The organism is Sphingomonas aliaeris, assembly GCF_016743815.1.
Taxonomy (GTDB): domain Bacteria; phylum Pseudomonadota; class Alphaproteobacteria; order Sphingomonadales; family Sphingomonadaceae; genus Sphingomonas; species Sphingomonas aliaeris.
On record NZ_CP061036.1, the window covers coordinates 69,203 to 90,848 of the forward strand.

Consider the following 21,646-nt stretch of genomic DNA (forward strand, 5'->3'; position numbering starts at 1 on the left):
TCCCTTCTGCTCCGTAGCTCGCGCAGCGACATGCACTGCGCCTTGTACCGCGCTTTGCACTGTGGCGGCGTCAGCCGTCCGATTGTGCCGTCAGGCGGGCGATCACCTCCGAGGCACCCTCGTTGGGTACAAAGAGCCTCGTCTTGTACGAGACGATTTCCGTGTAGCAGCCGATCGACTTCAGCCATGGCAGTTGCGCGGCGGGGGCACCGACAACCTCGATCCGAGGCTTGCCGTTGACCCGAGCGCGCTTCACCTCGCATGCGAATGGTCGCTTGAGGACGATCGAGCCGCCTTCCAGCGCGGCCTTCGTAATTTCGTCCGGGCTGAGGACCTGGGGTTCGTCCAGGCCGAGTTTGTTGAACAGCCCGTGAAGATCCCGGGGAAGACCATTCGGCCAAGCCAGGAACGGCCTTCTCCGTCTACGACGCGGTTCACCGCCAGGTGATCGCTCGGTAGCGCCGACCAGATCGGGAGGAGCAAGCCGGTGGCCAGCCGGATCGTCTCGGTGTCGACCTTGGTGCGGGCTTCCTCGGTCTCCACCTCCCAAGCCCTCTGGAAGGTCTCGCGTGAGCACTCCTCCCAAGCCGTCTCGTACATGTCGTCCATCGTTAGATATTCTCGACGCGTCGGCCGCATCAGCTCGACCCGTTCGACCGCGACACCTTCCTCGGTCATCCCCGACCTGGAGGCGGTCCGCAGCGCGACTTTCCCCGATCGGCCGTTGTGCAGGAACACGGCGGTGCCGTCGCTGTCGGCAATGCGCAGCACCAGGTCGAGCGACACCGGCTGGCGCCGTCGGGTCACCTCGATGGTAAGGAGGTGCGAGGTTGCACCCGTAACGGCATCGGTCCGCAGGATCGTGTCGTCGAGCACGGTCGCGGTGTCGACGGCCATCGTTTCGACACCGACGTCGAGCGTGCCGGCATCCCGGGCTGCCGCGACACGGGTTTCGACGAGCGCTAGGAACTCGTCGAAGATGAGGTTCTGCAAGCCGATCGGAAGCGCGAGGAGGCGATTGAGCCAGCGCTGAATGGGTGGCAGGTCGTCCTTCAGGACGCCGTCCTTGTCTTGCAGTTCGAGCCCGGTCCGGTGCGTAAAGTCTACGAGGTTCGTGCTGGTGAGCTTGCCGGCGATCAAGAGGTGATACCAGGTGATCAGGGCCGCCTTGGCGTACTCGGATTCGAGATTGTCGGCCGGGTCGAAGAGGTTCTGGCCGCCTGTCTGGCGCTGCCCGCGCGTCAGCGCGCCCAAGCTGTCCAGACGCCGCGCGATCGTCGACGTGAACCGCAATTCGCCTTTGCAGTCCGTCGTGACGGGCCGGAAGAGCGGCGTACAGGCCTGATGGGTACGGTGTGTGCGGCCCAGCCCCTGGATAGCGCGATCGGCGCGCCAACCCGGCTCCAGCAACAGGTGTACCCGCTGTTCCTGGTTCTTGACGTCGAGGCTTGCGTGGTAGGAACGGCCGGTGCCTCCGGCGTCGCTGAACACGAGTACGCGCTTGGTCCCTGCCATGAAGGCAGCGGCATCCGCCTGGGTCGCGCGGGCCGAACGGGACTCCAGCCTTTGGGTGCCGTTCGCGGTGCTGACGAGCCGCTTGGTCCGCCCGGTAACCTCGGCGACGTTGTCGTGACCGAAATGCTCGAGCACGCCATCGAGCACGGCCGCTATCGGTGGGAGTGCGCAGAGCTGCTCGATCAGATCGTCGCGGGCCGCTTCTGCTTCGGGATTGGTGACGGGCGTGCCACGTTCGTCGAACATCGGCCGGGACCGGATCTCACCGGTGTCGTCACGGTACGGCGTCATCTGCTGAACGGGAAATGCACGCTGCAGATAGTCGATGATCGCTTCTCGCGGGGAAAGGTCGAGGTCGAGCTCGGCCCGTTCGTCCGGCGAGAGTTCGCCTAGGCGCCTGTCCAGGATCGCCTCGGCGGTGCTGACCAATTGGAGTACGACGGACTGACCGGCCTCCAGGTGCTGGCGCACTGCAGCGATCACGGTCGGCAGCTTGCACGATAGAAGCACCGCACCGAAGAAACGCTGTTTGCAGCTCTCAAACCGCGAGCGCGCGGCCGCCTTGGCACCGGAGTTCAGCGTGTCGCCCTTCAAAGGATCCACTACGCCAGTGAGCTCCAGGGCTTTCTCCATGTTGCGGTGGATAATGCCCCAGGCGTCAGCGTAGGCGTCGTACACCTCCACCTGCTTAGGGGTCAGTTCATGTCGCAGGATGTCGTACTCGACGCCGGCGAAGCTGAGCGCGCGGGCGGTGTAGAGGCCGGTGGCCTTGAGGTCGCGGGCGACGAGCTCCATCGCGGCGATCCCGCCCTGCCGGATCTCGGTGATGAACGCCTCGCGGTTAGCGAACGACGTCTCGGGACCCCACAGGCCGAGCCGCACGGCATAAGCGAGGTTATTCACCTCGGAGGCGCCGGTCGCGGACGCGTATAGGACACGCGCCCCGGGCAAGCGGTTCTGCAGCACGACGCCGGCAATCCCCTGCTGGGAGCCCTTCTTGGCGATCATGCTTCCCTCGCCGCCCGCAACGCCGCCCATCTCGTGGGCTTCGTCCCATGCGATCACGCCCTCGAATTCGTCGCCAGCCCAAGCGATGATCTGCTCGAGCCGGCTCGCATCGCCCCGTGTGGAGCGCAGAGTCGGGTAGGTGACGAAGAGAACACCTTCGCTCATCGCGATCGGCTCGTCGATCTTCCAGCGGGAGAGCGGCTGGACATCGGCTGCGAGGCCGCCAAGCGCGGTCCAGTCACGGATCGCGTCGGCATGCAGGGCCTCGTTCTTCGACACCCAGATGGCGCGGCGACGCCCGGCAAGCCAGCTGTCGAGGATCACGGCCGCGACCTGGCGGCCTTTGCCCGCGCCGGTGCCGTCTCCCAAGAAGAAGCCCTTGCGATACCGGCTGCCGTTCTCGTCAATGATGAGGCCGACCCCTTCGGGATCGGGACGGAAACGGCCGGGAATGAACTGCGTCCACGCGTGACCGGCGTACACCACGGTTTCCAGCTGCGAGGAGGACAGGAGGCGGTCCTTGACCGTTCGCTCCGGCAACGCCGGGACGTGGGTGGGGATCGGCGCGGGGATCGAGCCCATAGCGACCGATTCTACGAGTGCGGTCGGGTGCTCGCCGGCACTGTCGAAGACGATGCGGCTCGGCCGGTATGGCAGATAGACGCCCGTCTGCTCCGCAAGCGGTGCCGGAGTTTCCAGGACCTGGTACGTCACGGGCGCGACCTCGTTCCGGGCGCGCGCGCGAAAGACGCGAGGCGCGGCTGCGGGCTTCGATCGGACGCTTCGGAAGAGGGACACGGCCCCTCCCCTCGCAGCGGCAGGCTTCTCGACCTCGTCCGAAAACTCCAGGCGTTCGGGTACGCTGATCTCGGGGAGGAGTTCGCGCACGGTCCCTCGCTGGATCGTCACGTTGTTGCTCTGGCCGACCGCTTTGTCGAGAACGTAGAGGCGGACCGCGACGCCGGTGCCGTGCTTGCCGTATGCGTCGGTGAGGCGGATCGAGGTCCTGACCGTCACCTGCTCCAGCGTGGTCGTCCAAATCTGGCCCATGCGCGCGGAGTTCGTGAACCAGTCGGGCATGATCGCCGCCACGCGGCCGTTCGGGCGGACGCGCCGGATCGCTGCCTGGAGATGTCGAACCGCGGCAAGCGAGTCCGTACCGTGCCCGATCGAGCGCGAGAATGGCGGGTTCATGATGATCAGTGTCGGGCGGGTCGACGCTGCCATCGCGCTGCCGATCGTTGCGCCGTCATGAGCCGAGATTGGCGCTTCTGGAAAGACCGCCTGCAACCGGGCGCGCCGCGCAGGGTCGATCTCGTTGAGCTGGAGGGCCGTGACCGTGGGAAGCTGGGCCACCAGCAAACCGTTGCCAGCGCTCGGCTCGAGGACGATGTCGGAGGGCATGGGAGCCGCCAGGATCAGGGCGACAGCAGCTAGGTCGAGGGGTGTCGAGAACTGTTGCCACTCGATCTGCTCCTCGCTTCTCACGGTCTGCGTTGGAAGCCGATCGAGCAGCACTGCAGCTTGCAGCACATCATCATGTGCAACGTGCAAGCGATCTGTACTGCGGTTTCGCATTGCAAGTGCAAGTGCAAGCTCAAGTACCTCGAAGCTCTCGCGCTGGGTCCAGCGGCCGTCGGCGTCGGAACCGCCGAAGGCGGTCGTCATCGCCTCGTTGAGCAAGGCGCGCGTGATCTTGTCCTGGCCCTCAAGGCTGGGAACGAGCCGCATCGCCGCAGCGGTGCAACATGACGCACGATCGCGTGCGGCGTCGAACAGGTCGTTCATGGGGATCTCCTGGCTCTGTGGCTGCACGACGCAGCTCACCAGACCAGTCCCCCTCCCCTCTATGCTCCGGTTCTGACGTCGGCCCAGTCGCCGAATTGCCTCGGAGGCGGCATTCGCCGGAGATCCAAGCCACGCGGACGGTAAGCTGCCCACGCTTTCCGACGGGCGCGTCTTCCCTCGGGATCGTTGTCTTCGGCGAAGATCAACGTCCTGACTGAGTCCGGGATGTGGACGCGGTCAAGCCTCGCGGCGCCAAGCGTCGCCCAGCACGGGATGCCGTTATGCTGGGTGAACATAGCTGCCGTCTCGAAACCCTCAGCAAGCGCCAGCGTGTCCGTCACGCGCATGCCCTGCCAGCTCGCGCCAGCCGGGGTCCCCAGCATCACCTTCTCGAGATAGCCTCCGTGTTCGAGGTCGAGGAAGACCCGCTGAACGGCGCGCAGGGCTAGACCTTCTCTGGCGGCGACTATCAGCGCAGGGAGGAACCGGGTGGTAGGCTTCGGTCCCCAAGGGCATCGGGGGTGAAACCGGAGGTCATCGAACCCGTCGCGGATCCCGCGCTGCCTCAAGTACACCTCCGCAGGCGTGCTGGCGACCGGGACGGCCTCGCTCCAAAGCCGCTCGACATTCGGCTGTCGGCCGTGCGGTGCCGCCTTTGGCGGCTCGTAACGCTGGCCGGGCCTCAGCCGGGAGATCTCTCTCAGCACGTCGTCCGCGTCGCAGCCTGCGAAGCAGTGAACGAGGATCCCTTCATGGCCCTGCCGGACCGAGAGGCTCGGCGTCTTGTCCTGGTGGGCCGGGCAGCGGCACATCGCGAGGTAGCCGCGCCAGGTGCCGCCTAGGGCGCCTACGATATCGACCATCTGCTGCGCGGGTTTAAGGGCGACTAGAGTCATGGTGCATCCTTTCTCATGATGCACTCGCCCCCTTCCCTCCTACTCCTTAGCGCTTTCAGCCAGCGCCAGAAGTCGGTCGAGCGCGTCCGGGTAGGAGAGCTGCTCGCGGTCGCAATAGTCGTTGAAGCGGGTGTAGGTGGTGGGGGTGATCCTCATGGTCACCGACTTGCTCTTTGTCTCGCGCACCCTGCGACGACGCGCCGTTGGCGCGGACTGGTATTCGTCGGGCAACTCCATCGGGGCAGCGCTGGGGCGAGGGGCGGGAGTAGGGCGCATTGCTGAAAGATCGAGACCGCTAGCAGCGGGCTCACGAGCGGCGCGGCCGAACTTCTTGGGTTCTGGTGCTTCGCTCATGCTTTGACCTCGGATGTGATGATGGCAACGATCTCCCGAAGGAGGCTTTGGACATTCTGGCGAGCGCGCTCGGTCCGCGCGAGGTTATGGGCGTCCAGTTCCTCCAACGTCATTCGGTAGAGAAACATCGCGCGATAAGCGTCGCCCAGGAACAACTCTGATGAGAAGACCGGTGCCGCCTGGCGCGTCTGCTCCATGATCTCGCGCTCGGCTCGCGAGGTGATGGCGGTCGTGCGCTGGGTGAACAGGATGCGGTGGGGGAGGGGCCTCTGCCGAGCACGCTCGATGAACTCGAGCCGGTCAAGGAACTCGATCGATCGCTCGAGGTCCGCGGCCGACGCACGCTGAGGGATGATGAGCATGTTCGCTTGCAGCGTGGCGTACATCACCTGCTCATTGATTGCCCCTTTCACGTCAAGGATCACGAAGGGGTATTCCTGCGAGGCGTCGTAAACGGCTGTCTCCAGCTGCTTCTGCGTCATCTTGTGGCCGTCTTCGACCACGATCCCATCCTTCAGCTTCCAGTCCTCGAACCAGCGATAGAGGGAGAGCTGGGGATCCGTGTCGATGACGTAGACCGTCTGCCCCGCGGACCTGATTTCCGAGGCTAGCGCGAGGGCGGTAGTGGACTTGCCAACTCCGCCTTTGATGGATCCCACGAGAATGACAGCCATGACGGTCCCTTTGTACTGCTAACCAGCATTACAGTGCAATGCGCGTTACATGCGTCTTTGCATGTGATTGGCGAAGCGAGCTACACCTTGCAAGCACAATCGCACTACACATTGACTTGCGCCGCGCTGTGTAATGCGCTCTGCACTGCAACGGTGTAAAAATATTCCACGTTGCCAGGCCTGAAGGCGTGTGGTCCTTTGCTCGCTATGGCGAAGAGGATGATCCTGGGTGCGAAGACGCTGATCGGCGTCGCTGCCGGCGCAGCGGCGATCACCAGCGCTGCCGCTCAGCAGGTCGAGCTAGTGCCGTTCAGAAGCGTCGGTGACGGTGTCGTGATCGAGGTGGGCAAGAAGCCCGCTGCGAACGAAATCCCGGCTGCTCTTCCGAGCGAGGCGACGGCGCTCTCGGCGGAGATCCTTGCGCAGGACTTCGCGGGCATGGCGCCGCCTCCGTCGTTCGCGCCGGCGATCGCCATGGCACCGGTCGAGCGGTCGTCCATCCCAGTGCCCCTGTGGATGCAGACCGGGAAGGTGACGACATCGGGTCTCGCGGCCGCGGCTGCGGTTGCACCGTATCTCTACAGCCCAGCCCCATGTTCGATTTCACCGTACCGTCCTCGGGGGGACCTGCCCATGTACCTTGAGCAGCGGCGCGCACGCTATTACCCGCTGATCTCGGCCGTCGCCTGCGAGGCTGGCGTTCCCGTCGGGCTGTTCGATGCGCTCGTTGCGCAGGAGAGCCAGTACAATCCGCAGATCGTCTCGCCTAAGGGTGCGGTGGGTCTTACGCAGCTGATGCCGGGCACCGCGGCTTACCTGGGCGTGTTCAACTCGCGCGATCCGCTGCAGAACCTGAGGGGAGGGGCCCGCTACCTTCGCGAGCATTTGGACGAGTTCAAGAGGGTGGACTTGGCGCTCGCGGCCTACAACGCAGGACCGGGCCGGGTTCGTCTCAACGGCCGTATCCCACCGTTCCGCGAGACGATCGGCTACGTCTCGGCGATCACGCGGGGCTGGAGTGCAAGCGCGTTTAAAACCGCGACGATTCAGACCGCCGCGCTGTCGACCAACCTGCCGACATTCCGCGGTGCCCAGCTATTCAACTACACGTCGACGAGCGTCGCGAACCCAAGGTAATTGGCGTAGAGCATGGCGATCGCGAGTATCGCCGGCACGCCGAGCAGGTAGTTGAGTTGCCAACGAACCCAAACGCGCGGAGCCGCGAGAACCTTGTCCATCACCGTGGTCGTGGACAGCGTCCTGCTTCCCGAGCGATAGTCGTGGACCGTCTTGATCACCGCGATGATCGCGCACAACGCGACAAGCAGTCCAACTGCGGCGTAAAGCGAGATCCACGCGTCGAGTTTCGCTTGCGGCATAAAGGCTTCTTACAGCGAAGAGACTTCCGACGCCTTAACGGAGCGCTTTGGAGATTAGTTGCCAGGGCAGCTAAGAGGGCAGGGGAGGGGCTAAGCTGCAGCGTGCATTGGGGCTGCAACAGACTTTTGCTTCGGTCGCATCCTCACGCTGGTGGTCACCGACTTTCGCCGGCGTCCGATCGAGTCGGTATATTCTCCGGTTACCGTCTCGACCAGATCGACGTCATACTCCGGGAGTCGGTTCTCGCCCTCGATGGTCTTCACAAGTTGTTTCAGCCGTTTCATCGGTCCCATCGAGCCGATCTTTCGGTGCAGATCCTCCAGCGTGATCTCGATTGGCCCGTTCTCACAATAACAGTGAGCGATTTCGTACATCCGTCGCTCAATAGCGCCGAGTCGAAAGTAGTCGTGATGATAATGGTAGATACGCTGATCTCGCTTGATCGCACGATACAGCCAATTGCACGGGCGAACCCGGACGTACCGGAGCAGTTCGTCCCCGTTGGCCATCTTCTCGTATTCGACTTGAGCTTCAGAAAGCCAAGAGAACCAGCCCCGATCGATCTTCGATCCGGTCTCGATATTCGTTTTGATCTGCGTACCCTGGAGACGCTCTAATGCCTCGGCAAACCGCCGATAATCCCGGATCGACGGACGCTCCACGCCCGTAATACGAAAGAAGTCATGTGCCGCAAACGTGACGTCCTCGTCGGCGACCTGCCCATCGGCGATTGCCTGCGCCACCAGCGAGGCGACGTAGAGCAGGATTTCCTTGTCCCACATCGTCGCGACACCGGTCGCACTCGGGCGGATCTGGATCGTGACCTGATCATGCCGGTACTCGATCGGCTCAAGGTGGGCATTCTTCGATAAGACGAAGAAAGGAAAATCCATGATGCTCCGCTCACCACGGACCTTGCCATGGAGAGGGCTGTCCATGTCGAACAGCGAAATTTGCCGCGGTAGGGCGGGGGACTTAGCCATCAGCGCTCCATTCCGAAAACCCGCCTGAGGATAGCATCATCGAGCGCTGGATCACCCCCGTCCCGACATACGGTAACTGAAAGCACGAGGATTCGCGCCTGTTAGCGTGAGCAAATGGGCGTTTACCATCGCAAAACGTGTGAGCAGGGCAGGGGGCTCGTGCTTTCAGTTACCCTATCCTCCCTCACAGGAACTGCGGCGACCTGCCGGTACGGGCCAGTTTGAGCGCAGCGGACGCAAGCTGACCAATCGAACGTGGCTCTGAACCGGTGGAGAGTGAACGCATGGCCTCGGTCCGCGCATTGTCCTTCAGGCCATGGAACGTCCGACCAAGGTTCAAAAGACCCGACGCAGCGTGCTTGTTCATGCCACGGAGGTAAGCGCCCGGACGCTCAACGTCTCCACGAAGGTGCTTGTGGGCCGTCGCCAACACGGAAGCTGCCGCGCCCTTTTGCCCCATAAGCCGACATGCTTCGTGCCAGACATTACGGTGAATTGCCGTCTGGTCGACGAGCCGCTCGGCCGTACCGATTAGCGCGCCCCATGTTGGCCGTTGCGTGTTGGTCAAGATAAACTCGGGCACCACAGACGCGATGAACTCGGGATCGACGCCGTGCTTGGCCAGGTCTGCCTCGACCTCCGTTTGCGGTTGTTCGTCACGGACGTCGTACCCGGCCTTGCTACTTCTTTCCGGATAGCCACTACTGTATTCTGCTTTAGCAGTATCGGGTTGTTTTGTAGTTGTAATGACGGTGTCGTCGAGGACGCCCGAGGGCGAACTTTTTTCGTGAATCTGAGAAGGTTTCAACATCTCAAATGCTGCCGTGGCGCTCTTGCCAAGCTCATCAGCACGACTCTCCATCTGCTCAACGCAGGCAGAAAGGAGGGTTTCATCGCGAACCTGACGCATCTGCCGAGTTGCGAGCTGCGCGATCTCGACCGCAGTCCATGCATCGATCCCCTCGATCGCCTCATCCTCCACCAACTGGGCCAAGCTGCGGATCCGACGACGAGCGGCCGTCAGCCGTTTACGCAGGACCTCGATCCGCAAATCGGAGGCGCTTCCTTCGTTCGCAGTCTCGACAAACTCCAGGTACCGGGCTCCAAGCGGGCTGAGATCGATCCCGTAGGCGTAGATCAGGCGGCCGTCTTTACCACGGGCGCCGATCCGGTTGCCGTTCGCACTGTCACGGTGCGTCAGTAGGCCGTAGCGGGCTGCACTGGTCAGCATCTTCTGCAGCTGCCGGACTCCGATGCCGAGCTTCTGGGTCAGCTTTTCGTTAGAGGGGAAGACAATTGGACGCTGTCCATCGGACCAGTCGATCGGCCGGGACCAGCTCATGAGCGTATCGATGGCATGGACGAGGCGAGGGGGGATACCAAGATAGGGCGCCGCGCGCTTGAACATGGTGAGGACTTGGCGGTGGCTGACGTCCTCGGGAAGACCATTGAAAGCCTGAGCAAGCTGGTTGGTGGCGGCGGTGCGCGCATCTATCCGCCGGTGACCGGCGCCTGGAGCATAGACATAGGTGCTCATTCGGAAAATCCCCTTTGGATTCCCGTGCGGACGCAGAAGTCCGTGGCGCTCAGAGCGCTTTCTTCTTGCTGCGTGTTCGGAGCTCGATTAGGGGATCGTTGTCACACGGCCTCTCCGAGGTTCCGAAAAGCCCGGCCTAGTGCCGGGTTTTTCTTTCTGCACGGCATTCCCTTGTTCTGGTTTCTCGCCGTCGCTCGGCGACGAGGTCGCGCCTCGGACACCCGAGGCTTGCGACTTTCACAAGGTAAACGGCAGTTGCTTCGAGAGTCGCGTCTCGTGGCTCGTGCTATCTGTTACCGTGTCCTGGAAATCCTCGTGCTTTCAGTTTCCCTATGCGTCGTTCGGGGTCACACGGAGTGGCGCTAGGGGATACGGTAACTGATAGCACGTGTCCGTCTGAGCCTCGATCATCCTTTTCCGCCGTAGTGGCAGCGCCTCGTGCTTTCAGTTACCCTATGTCTGAAAGGGGCGTGCGAGCGCAGCTGGGCGAACGATCTCTGCTACATGAACCCCTTCCCAGCGTGATCGCGGTAGCGCTCGGTATCCCGGACATACTCGGCCACCATATCGATCGAAGCATGGCGGCTGTGCTGCCGCATCTTGAACAGATTGGCGTTCTGGCGTCCGGCCTCGGTGAGGAATCCCGCGCGCAAGGAATGGCCCGCGAACAGTTCGGGCGGATAGCCGGCTGCGGCCGCGGCAGCCTTCACCACCAGCGCCACGCCCTTGGTGCTCATCGCCTGCTCGGTGAGGCGGCCCTGCGGTGTGAGCTTGCGAAACACCGGCCCTGCGGTGATCCCGGCCTTCTCGATCCAGGCGTTATAATGGCGTACCGGCTCCAGCCGGGGTCCGTCGAGCACGGCGACACCTTGGCCAGCGCCAAACTGGTCCGTCTTTGACGACTTCACGTTGATGGTGAGCCCCTCTGGATCCCGCCTCACTCTCGCCACCGTGATCGCCACCAGCTCGGAGCGCCGAAATGCGCCACCCATCCCGATCGCGAGCAACGCGCGGTCGCGGTGGGCGCGGAGGTCGTCTCCGGTAATGCTACGGAGCATGTCGCGCAGAATGTCGCCGTCAGCCGCGCGCTTCTTACCGACTTCGTCATCTTTCTTGGTGCGTCGAATTCCGCCGACAACAAGTCCCAGATCACCAGCGCCTGGCTGCGACGTCGGCGGCTCGACCTTGCCCATCCGATGCGCGAACACAATCGCGGCAAGTCGGCGGTCAATCGTTGCGCGCGTCAGCGGCTTCGGTTCGCGCCGTATACGCAGCTTGCCCGTCTTCGTGAACTGATCGGCCGCGGGAGTGAAGCCTGTGGTAGCCAGTTCGGTCAGGAACGCCGCGACCGTTGCCGGAGTCGCCGGCAACGGACGGTAACGTCGCTCCGAGCACCACGCGAGGAACAGGTCCCAATCCGATCGGTAGGATTGCAGCGTCGCCTCGGCGCGGCCACGACGCAGGAAGTGATCAACGCGCTCCTGATCGTCAGGCGCAAGATCGGGAAGGTAGAGCTCCTGCGGTTCGACGCGATCAAGCACGGTGAGTGCTCCATTGATGATCGCATCGAGACTAGCCGGACGATCGTCGCCCGGCACCGGGTCGAGCATGGTATCAGCATTTAGCGGCACGCTCGAGGTTCCGCTTTCTTCATCACGGCGCGCAGGCGTTTCATCTCTGCTGTTCACAAACGATCGATTTTGACGCGCCATCATGTGAGAACGTCTAGCAGCGGTCACGGGCGTATCAAAACACATTCTCGATTGCTGGGACCCGTGATAGGCACAAGAGATGAGTTTTGAGAACGCTTTATGCTGATCGGCTACGCCCGGGTCTCGACAGCCGAACAAGATCTGAGACCGCAGCTCCATGCTTTGCGCGAGGCAGGTTGCGAACGGACCTTCAGCGACAAGGCGAGCGGCGCGAAGGCGAACCGCGTCGGCTTGGCAGACGCGCTCTCCCATGCCCGACCCGGCGACGTGTTGGTCGTGTGGAAGCTCGACCGCTTGGGCCGAACGATGAAGGGGTTGGTCGACCTGGCCGCTGATCTGGCGGAGCGCGGCATCGGGTTCCGATCGCTGACCGATGGCATCGACACGGCCGGCACTGCCGGCAAGCTCGTCTTCCACATTATGGCTGCCATGGCTGAAATGGAGCGCGACCTTAACCGCGAACGCACGACAGCCGCCCTGGCGGTGGCGCGGCGCGAGGGGAGGGTGGGCGGCCGGAAGACGGTGATGACGCCCAACCGGCTCGCGGCTGCTCGCAAACTCTTGGCGTCCGGGATGCCGATGCGTGAGATCGCCCCCGCGATCGGGGTCTCAGTTCCAACACTCTACCGCCACCTTCCAGCGCCGGAGCAAGAAAGCATCAGCGCGGAAGGGCAGTAACGGGATTCAGAGAAAGGATAGCGGTCTCCGTCGTGGGTCTAGAACTCGCCCTTCGTTCACATGACCCGCAACGTCCTGAATTGGGGACTTTCCTGCCTGTCCGCTTTCGGGATCGGAATGGTCGAAGCGGCCACCGCAGACGGTGTCCCAACCGTTCGGTTGTGACACTTGAAACAGCGAGGACTGAGCTATGAAGCAACAGGTCCAAACCGGTTCAGTGGCACCTTGAGAAACGCCGTCCCACATTCGTCGGCATCTGGCAGTCGGCCGCCACGTATGTTCACCTGAAGCGCGGCAAGCATCAGGTCGGGTAGTGGGAGCGATGCGTCGCGTTTCTCGCGGGTCGCGACGAACTCGGCTTCGTCGATGCCATCGTGAACATGGATGTTGTCGCGACGCTGATCGGCGACGGTCGAGCGACCAAGTACGTCCCGACTATCCTTGCCATAATCATGCCCGACATAAGTTGCGGTTTCGGGTGGCAGATCGAGGATGGCGCGGATCGAGCGCCACAGCGCATGAGCATCACCACCCGGGAAGTCTGCCCGGCTTGTGCCGCTATCGGGAACCATCAGCGTGTCGTGAACGAACGCGGCGTCACCGACGACATAAGTGATCGAAGCGAGCGTATGGCCCGGCGACAGCATGACATGAGCATCGAGGGTGCCGATCCGGAAACACTCGCCATCCGCAAACAACCGGTCCCACTGGGTGCCGTCCACGGCGAGATCGGGCAGGCAGTAAATGTCCCGCCACAGCTTCTGCACTTCCACGACCTTGTTGCCGATCGCGGTTTTGCCACCGGTCTTGCCGGCAAGGTACGGAACGGCTGAAAAATGATCGGCGTGTGGGTGGGTGTCGAGCACCCATTCGACGTTCAGTCCTTTCTCGCGCACATAGTCGAGGATCAGATCGGCGTTACGGGTTGCGATCGCACCAGCTCGCGGATCAAAATCTAGAACCGGGTCGATGATCGCGGCCATCTTCGTAGTGTCGTCGACAACAACATATTGGAAGCTGCCTGTGTGTTCGTCATGGAGCGACGCAACGGTCATGCCATCGTGGTTATACTCGATCATGTTTGCATCCTCTTGCTCTGTTAGCTTTCCGTCCGCGCCCGCGCGAACAACCGTTCAAAATCACGCTCTTCGATCGCGCCCATCACCAGCATACGTCCGGCAAGAAAGCCTGGGGTGCCGGCCAAGCCAATCGAATAGGCTTCTTGGCCGTTCGCGCGCAGACGCGCGGCGACAGCCTGTCCATGCGCAGCAAGCCAGGTCGTCGCGCGCAGCCAGTCCCCGCCAGCGCCGGTGACAATGTCCCTGAGCATGTCGTCGTCGATCATACGACTGTCGGTCATCAGCTGGCGATGAACGGCCGGGTAGATGCCCTGTTCGGCACAGGCGAGCGCAACGCTCGCGGCGCGTTCGGACGGCGGACCGAAGATCGGCCAGTCCTTGTAGATGACCCGAACCTTGCCATCGCGTCGCACCGCCTTTTCCAATGCGGGGAAGGCGTGACGACAGGCCGGGCAACGATAATCGGTGAACACGGCAAGTCGCAGCGTGGCATTGACAGGGCCGTATTCAGGCGAACCGCTGCCCGCCAGAAACAGGTCAGCGGTCGGACCAACATCGCGACCGATTGGCGCTGTGCGTCGCAGCACCTGTCCGACTGCCCAGCCAGTCACGACGACAGCTCCAAGCCCGACCGCCTGCCTGCGATTGAGTGGCCCTGGCATCTTCAGCGCGCCTGAGGCTTGCTGCGCGCCGTTGCGACAAGCCGGCGTAGCGCCGGCAGGTCGACCGCGCCGGCCACCACTTGCGAGCCGACGATCAGCGCCGGTGTTCCGTTGAACCCGATCGCTTGAGCGATGGCGTTGGTGCGTGCGAGAAGCGCATCAATTTCTGCGCCGCGCGTCTTCAGATCGCGTTGCAGACGTGGCCAGTCCACCCTGGCTTTCGCGGCAGCGGCCCTGATCCCGGCACTGTCGAGCCGTGCCGGCGAGGTCAGCAACGCCTCATTAAAAGCGGCATGTTTGCCCTGCCACTGGCTTGCGACTGCAGCCCGTGCGGCTTCCCGGGATGCAGGGCCAAAGATCGGCCAGTCACGATAAACGATCCGTACCTTCGGATCGGCCGCGACAAGCGCGTTCAGCACCGGCTCCATTCGCCGGCAATAGGGGCAATTATAGTCGGAAAATTCAACGACGGTGACGTCATAGGCTTGGCCGACACGTTTCGGAGCAACGAGATCGTCTACGACCGCCTTGCGCGACAGATCGGGTTGCTGTGCGACTGATGGCATTGTCGGCACGGCGACGGCGAGCAACGCCAGAAAGCTGCGAGAGAGAAGGTTGCGTCGGTTCATCGGTGTTTCCTTGCCATATCGATCCCATCAGCGAGGGCCGCGCGTGACAGCTCGCCGAGCTGAAGCTGCACGATCGTGCCGTCCGCAGCGACGAAGGCGGTTGCGGGATAACCAGCCACCTCGAAGGCTTGGGAAAGCCCACGGGCAGGATCGAGCGCGACATTGCTCACGCCGACGCCTTCACGGGTAAGAAACCCGGTCACGATTGCTGGAGCTTCACCCTGATCTGCGAGCAGGATCGGCACATCCCGATTGCGCGTTGCCGCGGCGTCGAGCATCGGCAGCTCGCGCTGGCACGGCCCGCACCATGTCGCCCATAGATTGACCACGAAGGGGCGGCCTCGGAAACGTGCAAGCGGGAGAAGAGCGCCGGACGGCGTCGTCAACGTTAAATGATAGGGGAAGGGGCCATATGTCACGGGCGGGACAAGCACCTGGAGCGTGAACCACAGGCCACCCGCTATCGCCAATGCCCCCAGCCCACCGCCAAGGCGCGTGTTCGGCCAAGCTGGAAGGCTAGCATCGCGGCAGCACCAATGATGCCGGCGATGGGGGAGAAGCCCCCTGCCAGACTGCGAAAATGGATAGGGGAGCTTCGACGTAGCTCGCCCAATGCGCCGCGACATAGCTGATCCGCGCCGCCACCAGTCCAGCGACGATGGCACTGGTTGCGACCGTGGACACTCGCGGGAAGCGGAACCGCCCTGCCAAGGTTGTCAGCCCCAGGAACACGACGATGCATAGCACCGCCAGTCCGCGGTCGACCGCCATCATGAGCGGTCCGATGGCAATCGCGCTTCCCATCAGAGAAACGCGCCTGCGCTCTTCCAGAGCATGTAAGCTGCCACGACGAAGATCAGCACCGCGAAGACGGTGGTAAGCGTTCCGCCCGAGCCAAGGCGCTTGGCGATGCGTGTGCCGATCAACCCGCCGACGACCCCGCCGCCAATGAAAACGAAGGCAAGCGGCCAGTCGACCAGCCCGGAGAATGCATAATTAGCGGCGGTCGTCAGGCCGAAGGCGGTGACAGCAATCAACGACGTGCCGACCGCGTTGAGGATCGGCATACCCGTTGATCCGATCAGGCCCGGAACGATCAGAAAGCCACCTCCGATGCCGAAAAAGCCTGAAAACAAGCCCGTCCCAAGGCCGTAGCCCAGCACCTTGGGTGCCTTCTCCCGGTTACATTCCGCGCCGGGATTACCTGCATCACCCCGCCCGCGAAGCATCAGGACGCCGACGACGACCATGACGAGCGCGAACAGAAAGAGCAGCTTGCCGCCATCGACGGCCTTGCCGACGGTGGACCCCAACAGCGCACCGATGACGCCCGCTGTGGCGTACATGCCCCCGCACCGCCATTTTACGGTATGAGCCTTGGCATGACCGATCAGACCGGTTGCGGCATTGGCTGCCACGGCAAACGCACTCGTGCCGATGGCAAGGTGCGCATCGGGCACGCGCACCAGATACACCATCAGCGGTACGGCAAGGATCGAGCCCCCGCCGCCTACAAGGCCAAGGGTAAATCCGACCAGGCTGCCCGAAAGGGTGCCAAGCAGATACTGGATCGGTTCGAGAGTCATGCTGCCTTGCCGATTTTATGCGGGGCGGCCATCCACTCGCGACCCTTCAGCATGCCCTGCCAATAGATCGGGGGAAGCATGCGCTCCTTCAGGAACCAGGCGGCGCGCGTGGGTCGCGTTCCGTCCAGCAGCCAGGATGGGAAGCTGGGCAGCAGCTTTCCGCCATAGCCAAACTCGGCGAGGACGATCTTACCGCGTTCGACCGTGAGAGGGCATGAGCCGTAACCATTATAGTCGGCAACGGGCGGGCTGCCGTCAAGCGCGGCCAGCGCGTTGACCGCGACTACCGGCGCCTGGACGCGAGCAGCAGCGGCCGTCTTGGCGTTGCTGGTCCCAGCGGCATCGCCAAGGCCAAAAACGTTTTCGAATCTCTTGTGCCGCAGCGTAGTCTCGTCGACCTCGACAAAGCCGTTCGCGGCAGCGAGCGGGCTATTGGCGACGACGGCATGCGACACTTGGGGCGGAACGACGTGGAGCATGTCAAACGGGCGTTCGATCCTCTCGGAGACGCCGTCCTGCTTGCGCTCGAACGTGGCGACACGACGATCGGCGTCGACTGCGACAAGGTTGGATTCAAGCCTGAGATCGATGCCGTACTTCTCAACATATTCCATCAGCGCCGGGACGTAGATCGGAATCCCGAACAGGGCGGCGCCGGCGTTGTGGAACTCAACATCGATCGCGGGGAGGAGGCCGCAGCCTCGCCAGATATCACATGAGAGATACATGGCCTTTTGCGGTGCGCCGGCGCACTTGATCGGCATTGGTGGCTGCGAAAACAGCGCACGCCCCTGCTGCAATTCCTTAACGAGCCGATAGGTGTAGGGCGCCAGGTCATAGCGATAGTTGGAGGTGACACCGTTGCGGCCAAGGGCTTCTGGTAGCCCCTCGATCTTCTCCCACGCCAAGCGCAGCCCGGGCGCTACAATCAGGACGTGATAATCAATGGAGCTTCCGTCTCCGAGCTGGATCGCGTGGCGGTCGGGGTCGATGGTGATCGCAGGCAACCGTATCCACCGGACGCCCTTAGGCATCACATCGGCTTCGGCCTTCCGGGTTTGCTCGAGCGTGAAGACGCCGGCTCCGACCATCGTCCAACCAGGCTGGTAATAGTGGTCCGTCGCGGGATCGACGACCGCGATCGTCACCTTGGCGTTGCGCTTCAGAATGCTGGAGGCGGTCGCGATGCCGGCGGCACCGCCCCCAATGATGACGATGTCGTAGGTCATTGATCAGCCCTTTCGGAACGGCGCTTCAGCGCAGGCGTGAGATCGGCAAGGTCGTACCCGGCTGCCTTTGCCTGGCCGATGATCGTCGTCGGGTCGGCGCGATCGGCCTCGGCCAGTGCCCACAATGTCGCCGCGCGCGTCCCGCTGCGGCAGAAGCCGAGCGTCGGCTGTGGTAGCGTGGCCAGCGCCTCCTTCATGCGATCCGCATCGGCGTCAGTCGCTTTGCCCGGTACGATTGGAACATGCGCAAACGCGAGCCCGTGTTCGCTGGCCAATCGAGCAATTACTTCCGCGCTTGGCTGGCCCGCCTCCTCGCCGTCCGGGCGGCTTGAGATGATCGAGCGATATCCTGCCTGCGCGGCAGCGGCGAGGTCGGCTTGCGTCAGCTGGGGGGCGGCAGAGAAGGACGAGGTGATCTGCTTGAAAGCCATGTGATGTCTCCTGTCTGATCAGGCCGAACGGCGGGAAGTGAATGCAAAGCGGTGGACGGCAGCGCCGAGGGCCATTGCAGCGATGAAGATCAGTGCCGGCAGAGGCTGGATCGCCAGTGCGGCAATGGCGGGACCTGGGCACAATCCGACGATGCCCCAGCCTATACCGAACAAGGCCGCACCGCCGATGAGGCGCCGGTCGATCGGCGAGGTGGCGGGCGTGTGAAATTGTTCGGCCGCAATCGGGGTCGAGCGACGCCGCACGACGAACCACGCTATCGCCATCGGCAGAATTGCGCCCGCCATGACGAACGCCAAGGTCGGGTCCCACGCGTCGGTGACATCGAGGAACGCCCGCACGCGCGCCGGATCGATCATTCCCGAGACGGCAAGGCCGGCGCCGAACAGCGTCCCGCTGGCGAGTGAAATGAGGTTCTGGCGCATCACAGTAGTACCCCGGACAGACGCATGATCGTGACCGTGACGACGCCGGTTGCCATGAACGTAGCGGTCGCGGCGATGGACCGGGGCGACAGGCGAGACAGGCCGCATACGCCGTGACCACTGGTGCACCCGGACCCGAGCCGTGTTCCGATACCGACGATCAGACCAGCGACGGCGATCAGCGAAAGCGACGTCGGAAAGCTGGCCTTCACGCCTACGCTGGCTGCAACAATACCCGCGCCCAAAGGCAGACCCGCGGTGAAAAACAGCGCGATTGCCCATGGTGGGCCTCCAGTGGAAAGACCCAAAATCCTCGCGAACATGCCGCTGACTCCGGCGATGCGGCCGTTTCCGAGCAGCATGATCGCCGCGGCGACACCGATCATCAACCCGCCGATGAAGCCTTCGAATGGCATGGCATGGGGAAAGCCCGGCATCACAGCGCATCCAGCGGAATCTTGAGGTAGCGGGTGCCGTTGGCTTCCGGCTCCGGCAGATGACCACCGCGCATGTTCACCTGGATCGAGGGCAGGATGAGCTTGGGCATCGACAAGGTGGCGTCGCGACTGGTCCGCATCGCGACGAAGTCGTCTTCGCTGACCCCTTCGTGGACATGGACGTTGCCGACACGCTGAGCGCCTACAGTTGTTTCCCAGACATATTCGTCGCGGCCCACCGCCTTGTAGTCGTGGCAGAGGAATAGGCGCGTCTCGTCCGGCAGCTGCATGAGCCGGCGGATCGAGCGGAATAGCTGGCGTGCGTCGCCACCAGGAAAGTCTGCCCGCGCGGTGCCGTAATCGGGCATGAAGAGCGTATCGCCGGTGAAGACCGCGTCACCGATGGCATAGGCCATGTCCGCCGGCGTATGGCCGGGCACGTGCAGCGCAATGGCGTCGATGTTGCCGATGGCAAAGCGGTCGCCGTCCTCGAACAGCCGGTCGAACTCCGAGCCATCGCGCTCGAAGTCGGTGCCAGCGTTGAAGATTTTGCCAAACACGTTCTGGACCCGGATGATCTCACGACCGATCGCGAGCTGCCCGCCAAGCGCCTGCTGAAGATAGGGTGCCGCGGACAGGTGATCGGCATGTGCATGGGTTTCCAACAGCCAATCGACCGTCAGTCCCTGATCCCGCACGTAAGCGATCACTGCGTCCGCCGACGCGGTTTTGGTCCGGCCCGCCGCGGCGTCAAAATCAAGGACGCTGTCGACGATCGCAGCCTTTTTCGTCACCGCGTCCCAAACGACGTAGGTCGCTGTGTTGGTAGGCTCATCAAAGAAGGACTGAACGACCGGTGATCCGGCCGTTTTTGCGCGTCTGATCTGGGCGTTGGCTTCGCTCAAAACCGGGTCCATGACCATCTCCGTTTAATCAATCTCATGCTTTATGTAGTTGTGTAAGCATGTTGCGTCAATGGGGTGTTCGTGCCATTTGGGAGAAATGGAAATGATGGATGCGAACATGCCGCGCTCGCTGCGCATCGGGGATGCAGCCCCGAACTTCACCGCCCGCACCACGCAGGGCGAAATTGCGCTCGATCAGTATCGTGGGCGCTGGGTTGTATTCTTCTCGCACCCTGCCGACTTCACGCCGGTTTGCACGAGCGAGTTCGTGTCCTTGGCTGAAGCGGCCCCTCAATTCGAGGAGCTGGATTGCGTGCTGCTCGGGTTGTCGGTCGACAGCCTCTATTCGCACGTCGCGTGGATGCGGGCGATCAAGGATGTCTTCGGCGTAGAGGTGCCATTTCCGGTGATCGAGGATCCCTCGATGGCGGTGGGTTATGCCTACGGGATGCTCGACGATCAGGCCGGCGATGCTTCAACTGTGCGCGCGACCTATTTCATCGATCCTGAAGGCATCATCCGCGCGCTTAGCTGGTATCCGATGAATGTTGGTCGGTCTGTCGACGAGATGCTGCGCACCGTAAGGGCATTGCAGCGTTCAGCTGATGGCGAGGCTTATACGCCCGCTGACTGGCAGCCGGGCGACGACGTGCTGCTGCCTCCTGCCTTGCCGGGGAGCGCGGGAGCCGACTGGTTTCACCAGACAAAGGCCGACCGGTGACGGCGATACACCAGTCCCGCGCGCTCGCCGACGTTGCAGTCGAGAAGCTGCGCGTGTTCGCGCAGCCTCAGCGGCTTATGATTTTGTCCTATCTATTAGGCGGCGAACGGCAGGTAGCGGACATTGAGGCCGCCACGGGCGTGACTCAACCGGCGCTCAGCCAGCAGCTTGCCGAACTGCGGCGCGCCGATCTGGTGAAGACCAGGCGGGAGGCGAAGCAGGTTCACTACCGTCTCGCCGACGATGCAGCCGCGCTGTGCGTGAGAACCCTCGAGGCAATGTTCGGAGCCGACGATCTGTCGCCTCCCCAAACAGCCCCCGTCCCCGCCCAGTGCGACCGCGCGAGACGCCGTCCGTAGTTCGACCGCATAACATTGGTGCGGCCGTTTTTGCGAAAGTTGGCTGATCATTTTGGCTAAAGAAGGAAAAAGCGGATGCGTATGCCAATCATTGCTCTTGCAGGATGCTTGTCACTTATGAGCAGCGTCAATGCTTCAGCCGGCGTGCCTAAGCAGGCGGTGATAGTGGGATATGGCGCGATCACACCCATCGAAGGCGCTGCGGAACGGCCTGATCGCAAGTTGCGCTATCGCGTGCTGTTCAATGTGACCAAGGCGGCGGCAACGCCGGATAAGATCAATCCATCTCTGGAGAAGGTCGCCCGCTTCCTGAACCTGCTAGGCAACGACGGCGTTCGTCCAGAACAAGGCGATGTCGTCGTGATTGTCCACGGCGCGGCGACGCCCATCGTCACCGAAGATCGCGCCTATGCGACAAAAACCGGAGTAGCTGCGAACCCTAACCTTGTCTTGATTGAGGCTTTGAAAAAGGCGGGCGTGTCCGTTCGGGTATGCAGCCAGGCTCTTATCGGAAACGGGATCGACCCCGCTACGGTAGGAAAGAATGTCGAAACTGACGTGTCTGCGCTGACGACTATGGCGACGTTGCAGCTGCGTGGTTGGGCACTGATCCCTGACTGACCACGCCAACACGTTTCC

23 protein-coding genes and 1 pseudogene are annotated in these 21,646 nt (G+C 62.8%); 5 read left to right on the plus strand and 19 right to left on the minus strand.

The window, feature by feature from the left end; genetic code table 11:
• Positions 1-70: 70 nt before the first annotated feature.
• The 4 genes and pseudogenes from H5J25_RS19035 to H5J25_RS19050 all read right to left on the minus strand — a co-directional run bounded on the left by H5J25_RS19035 (position 71) and on the right by H5J25_RS19050 (position 6,235).
• A pseudogene (locus tag H5J25_RS19035) lies at positions 71-4,311 on the minus strand (strawberry notch-like NTP hydrolase domain-containing protein).
• 59 nt (positions 4,312-4,370) lie between these two features.
• On the minus strand, positions 4,371-5,207 hold the full coding sequence (locus H5J25_RS19040; protein WP_202096614.1) for a DUF7146 domain-containing protein: 837 nt from the start codon (positions 5,205-5,207) through the stop codon (positions 4,371-4,373).
• Positions 5,208-5,246: 39 nt separating this feature from the next.
• Positions 5,247-5,444, minus strand: a complete 198-nt coding sequence (locus H5J25_RS19045) for a hypothetical protein (RefSeq protein WP_202096615.1) — start codon at positions 5,442-5,444, stop codon at positions 5,247-5,249.
• Between the two features lie 113 nt (positions 5,445-5,557).
• Positions 5,558-6,235 (minus strand): ParA family protein, encoded by a 678-nt coding sequence (locus H5J25_RS19050; protein WP_202096616.1) that lies wholly within the window; start codon positions 6,233-6,235, stop codon positions 5,558-5,560.
• A 207-nt stretch (positions 6,236-6,442) separates the two neighbouring features.
• Between H5J25_RS19050 and H5J25_RS21470 the strand changes: the two genes are divergently transcribed.
• Positions 6,443-7,372 (plus strand): lytic transglycosylase domain-containing protein, encoded by a 930-nt coding sequence (locus H5J25_RS21470; RefSeq protein ID WP_202096617.1) that lies wholly within the window; start codon positions 6,443-6,445, stop codon positions 7,370-7,372.
• Here the strand turns inward: H5J25_RS21470 and H5J25_RS19060 are convergent.
• From H5J25_RS19060 to H5J25_RS19075, 4 genes are all read right to left on the minus strand, one after another.
• Positions 7,339-7,614, minus strand: a complete 276-nt coding sequence (locus H5J25_RS19060) for a hypothetical protein (RefSeq protein ID WP_202096618.1) — start codon at positions 7,612-7,614, stop codon at positions 7,339-7,341. The two genes, H5J25_RS21470 and H5J25_RS19060, sit on opposite strands and share 34 nt — an antisense overlap.
• A 90-nt stretch (positions 7,615-7,704) precedes the next feature.
• Positions 7,705-8,598: a replication initiator protein A gene (locus H5J25_RS19065; protein ID WP_202096619.1), complete on the minus strand. Its 894-nt coding sequence runs from the start codon at positions 8,596-8,598 to the stop codon at positions 7,705-7,707.
• Between the two features lie 184 nt (positions 8,599-8,782).
• Complete coding sequence (gene repC, locus H5J25_RS19070) at positions 8,783-10,135, minus strand: plasmid replication protein RepC (protein ID WP_202096620.1); 1,353 nt, start codon at positions 10,133-10,135, stop codon at positions 8,783-8,785.
• 500 nt (positions 10,136-10,635) lie between these two features.
• The gene (locus tag H5J25_RS19075) at positions 10,636-11,850 is read right to left on the minus strand and encodes a tyrosine-type recombinase/integrase (protein WP_225883578.1); all 1,215 of its coding nucleotides are present in this window, start codon (positions 11,848-11,850) and stop codon (positions 10,636-10,638) included.
• Positions 11,851-11,946: 96 nt separating this feature from the next.
• On the opposite strand from H5J25_RS19075, the gene H5J25_RS19080 reads away from it, so the two are divergent.
• Positions 11,947-12,525 carry a recombinase family protein gene (locus H5J25_RS19080; RefSeq protein ID WP_202096621.1) on the plus strand — a complete coding sequence of 193 codons (579 nt, stop codon included), beginning with the start codon at positions 11,947-11,949 and terminating at the stop codon, positions 12,523-12,525.
• 188 nt (positions 12,526-12,713) lie between these two features.
• On the opposite strand, the gene H5J25_RS19085 is transcribed toward H5J25_RS19080, so the two are convergent.
• The 11 genes from H5J25_RS19085 to H5J25_RS19130 are packed head-to-tail and all read right to left on the minus strand — an operon-like array spanning position 12,714 to position 19,939.
• Positions 12,714-13,604, minus strand: coding sequence for an MBL fold metallo-hydrolase (locus H5J25_RS19085; protein ID WP_202096622.1), 891 nt, complete (start codon positions 13,602-13,604; stop codon positions 12,714-12,716).
• Between the two features lie 20 nt (positions 13,605-13,624).
• Positions 13,625-14,266, minus strand: a complete 642-nt coding sequence (locus H5J25_RS19090) for a DsbA family protein (protein ID WP_202096623.1) — start codon at positions 14,264-14,266, stop codon at positions 13,625-13,627.
• Between the two features lie 2 nt (positions 14,267-14,268).
• On the minus strand, positions 14,269-14,895 hold the full coding sequence (locus H5J25_RS19095; RefSeq protein ID WP_202096624.1) for a DsbA family protein: 627 nt from the start codon (positions 14,893-14,895) through the stop codon (positions 14,269-14,271).
• On the minus strand, positions 14,892-15,521 hold the full coding sequence (locus tag H5J25_RS19100; RefSeq protein WP_225883579.1) for a TlpA family protein disulfide reductase: 630 nt from the start codon (positions 15,519-15,521) through the stop codon (positions 14,892-14,894). Before H5J25_RS19100 ends, H5J25_RS19095 begins: the two co-directional genes overlap by 4 nt.
• Entirely contained in the window at positions 15,412-15,669 is a 258-nt protein-coding gene (locus H5J25_RS20980; protein ID WP_225883585.1) for a prolipoprotein diacylglyceryl transferase, read from the minus strand. Before H5J25_RS20980 ends, H5J25_RS19100 begins: the two co-directional genes overlap by 110 nt.
• A gap of 29 nt (positions 15,670-15,698) precedes the next feature.
• A complete protein-coding gene (locus H5J25_RS19105; RefSeq protein ID WP_202096625.1) occupies positions 15,699-16,481 on the minus strand; it encodes a sulfite exporter TauE/SafE family protein in 783 nt (260 codons plus the stop codon).
• The gene (locus H5J25_RS19110) at positions 16,478-17,710 is read right to left on the minus strand and encodes an NAD(P)/FAD-dependent oxidoreductase (RefSeq protein WP_202096626.1); all 1,233 of its coding nucleotides are present in this window, start codon (positions 17,708-17,710) and stop codon (positions 16,478-16,480) included. The genes H5J25_RS19105 and H5J25_RS19110 overlap by 4 nt, the downstream gene beginning before the upstream one ends.
• Positions 17,707-18,141 carry a TIGR01244 family sulfur transferase gene (locus tag H5J25_RS19115; RefSeq protein ID WP_202096627.1) on the minus strand — a complete coding sequence of 145 codons (435 nt, stop codon included), beginning with the start codon at positions 18,139-18,141 and terminating at the stop codon, positions 17,707-17,709. Before H5J25_RS19115 ends, H5J25_RS19110 begins: the two co-directional genes overlap by 4 nt.
• Before the next feature lie 18 nt (positions 18,142-18,159).
• Positions 18,160-18,585 (minus strand): DUF6691 family protein, encoded by a 426-nt coding sequence (locus tag H5J25_RS19120; protein WP_202096628.1) that lies wholly within the window; start codon positions 18,583-18,585, stop codon positions 18,160-18,162.
• A complete protein-coding gene (locus tag H5J25_RS19125; RefSeq protein WP_202096649.1) occupies positions 18,585-19,022 on the minus strand; it encodes a YeeE/YedE family protein in 438 nt (145 codons plus the stop codon). The genes H5J25_RS19120 and H5J25_RS19125 overlap by 1 nt, the downstream gene beginning before the upstream one ends.
• On the minus strand, positions 19,022-19,939 hold the full coding sequence (locus H5J25_RS19130) for an MBL fold metallo-hydrolase (protein ID WP_202096629.1): 918 nt from the start codon (positions 19,937-19,939) through the stop codon (positions 19,022-19,024). Before H5J25_RS19130 ends, H5J25_RS19125 begins: the two co-directional genes overlap by 1 nt.
• 85 nt (positions 19,940-20,024) lie before the next feature.
• Here H5J25_RS19130 and H5J25_RS19135 point away from each other — a divergent pair, with 85 nt between their 5' ends.
• The 3 genes from H5J25_RS19135 (at position 20,025) to H5J25_RS19145 (ending at position 21,628) form a co-directional block, all read left to right on the plus strand.
• A complete protein-coding gene (locus H5J25_RS19135; RefSeq protein WP_202096630.1) occupies positions 20,025-20,648 on the plus strand; it encodes a peroxiredoxin in 624 nt (207 codons plus the stop codon).
• Positions 20,645-21,007, plus strand: a complete 363-nt coding sequence (locus H5J25_RS19140; RefSeq protein WP_225883580.1) for an ArsR/SmtB family transcription factor — start codon at positions 20,645-20,647, stop codon at positions 21,005-21,007. The genes H5J25_RS19135 and H5J25_RS19140 overlap by 4 nt, the downstream gene beginning before the upstream one ends.
• A 117-nt stretch (positions 21,008-21,124) precedes the next feature.
• On the plus strand, positions 21,125-21,628 hold the full coding sequence (locus H5J25_RS19145; protein ID WP_202096650.1) for a DsrE family protein: 504 nt from the start codon (positions 21,125-21,127) through the stop codon (positions 21,626-21,628).
• Positions 21,629-21,646: the final 18 nt, after the last annotated feature.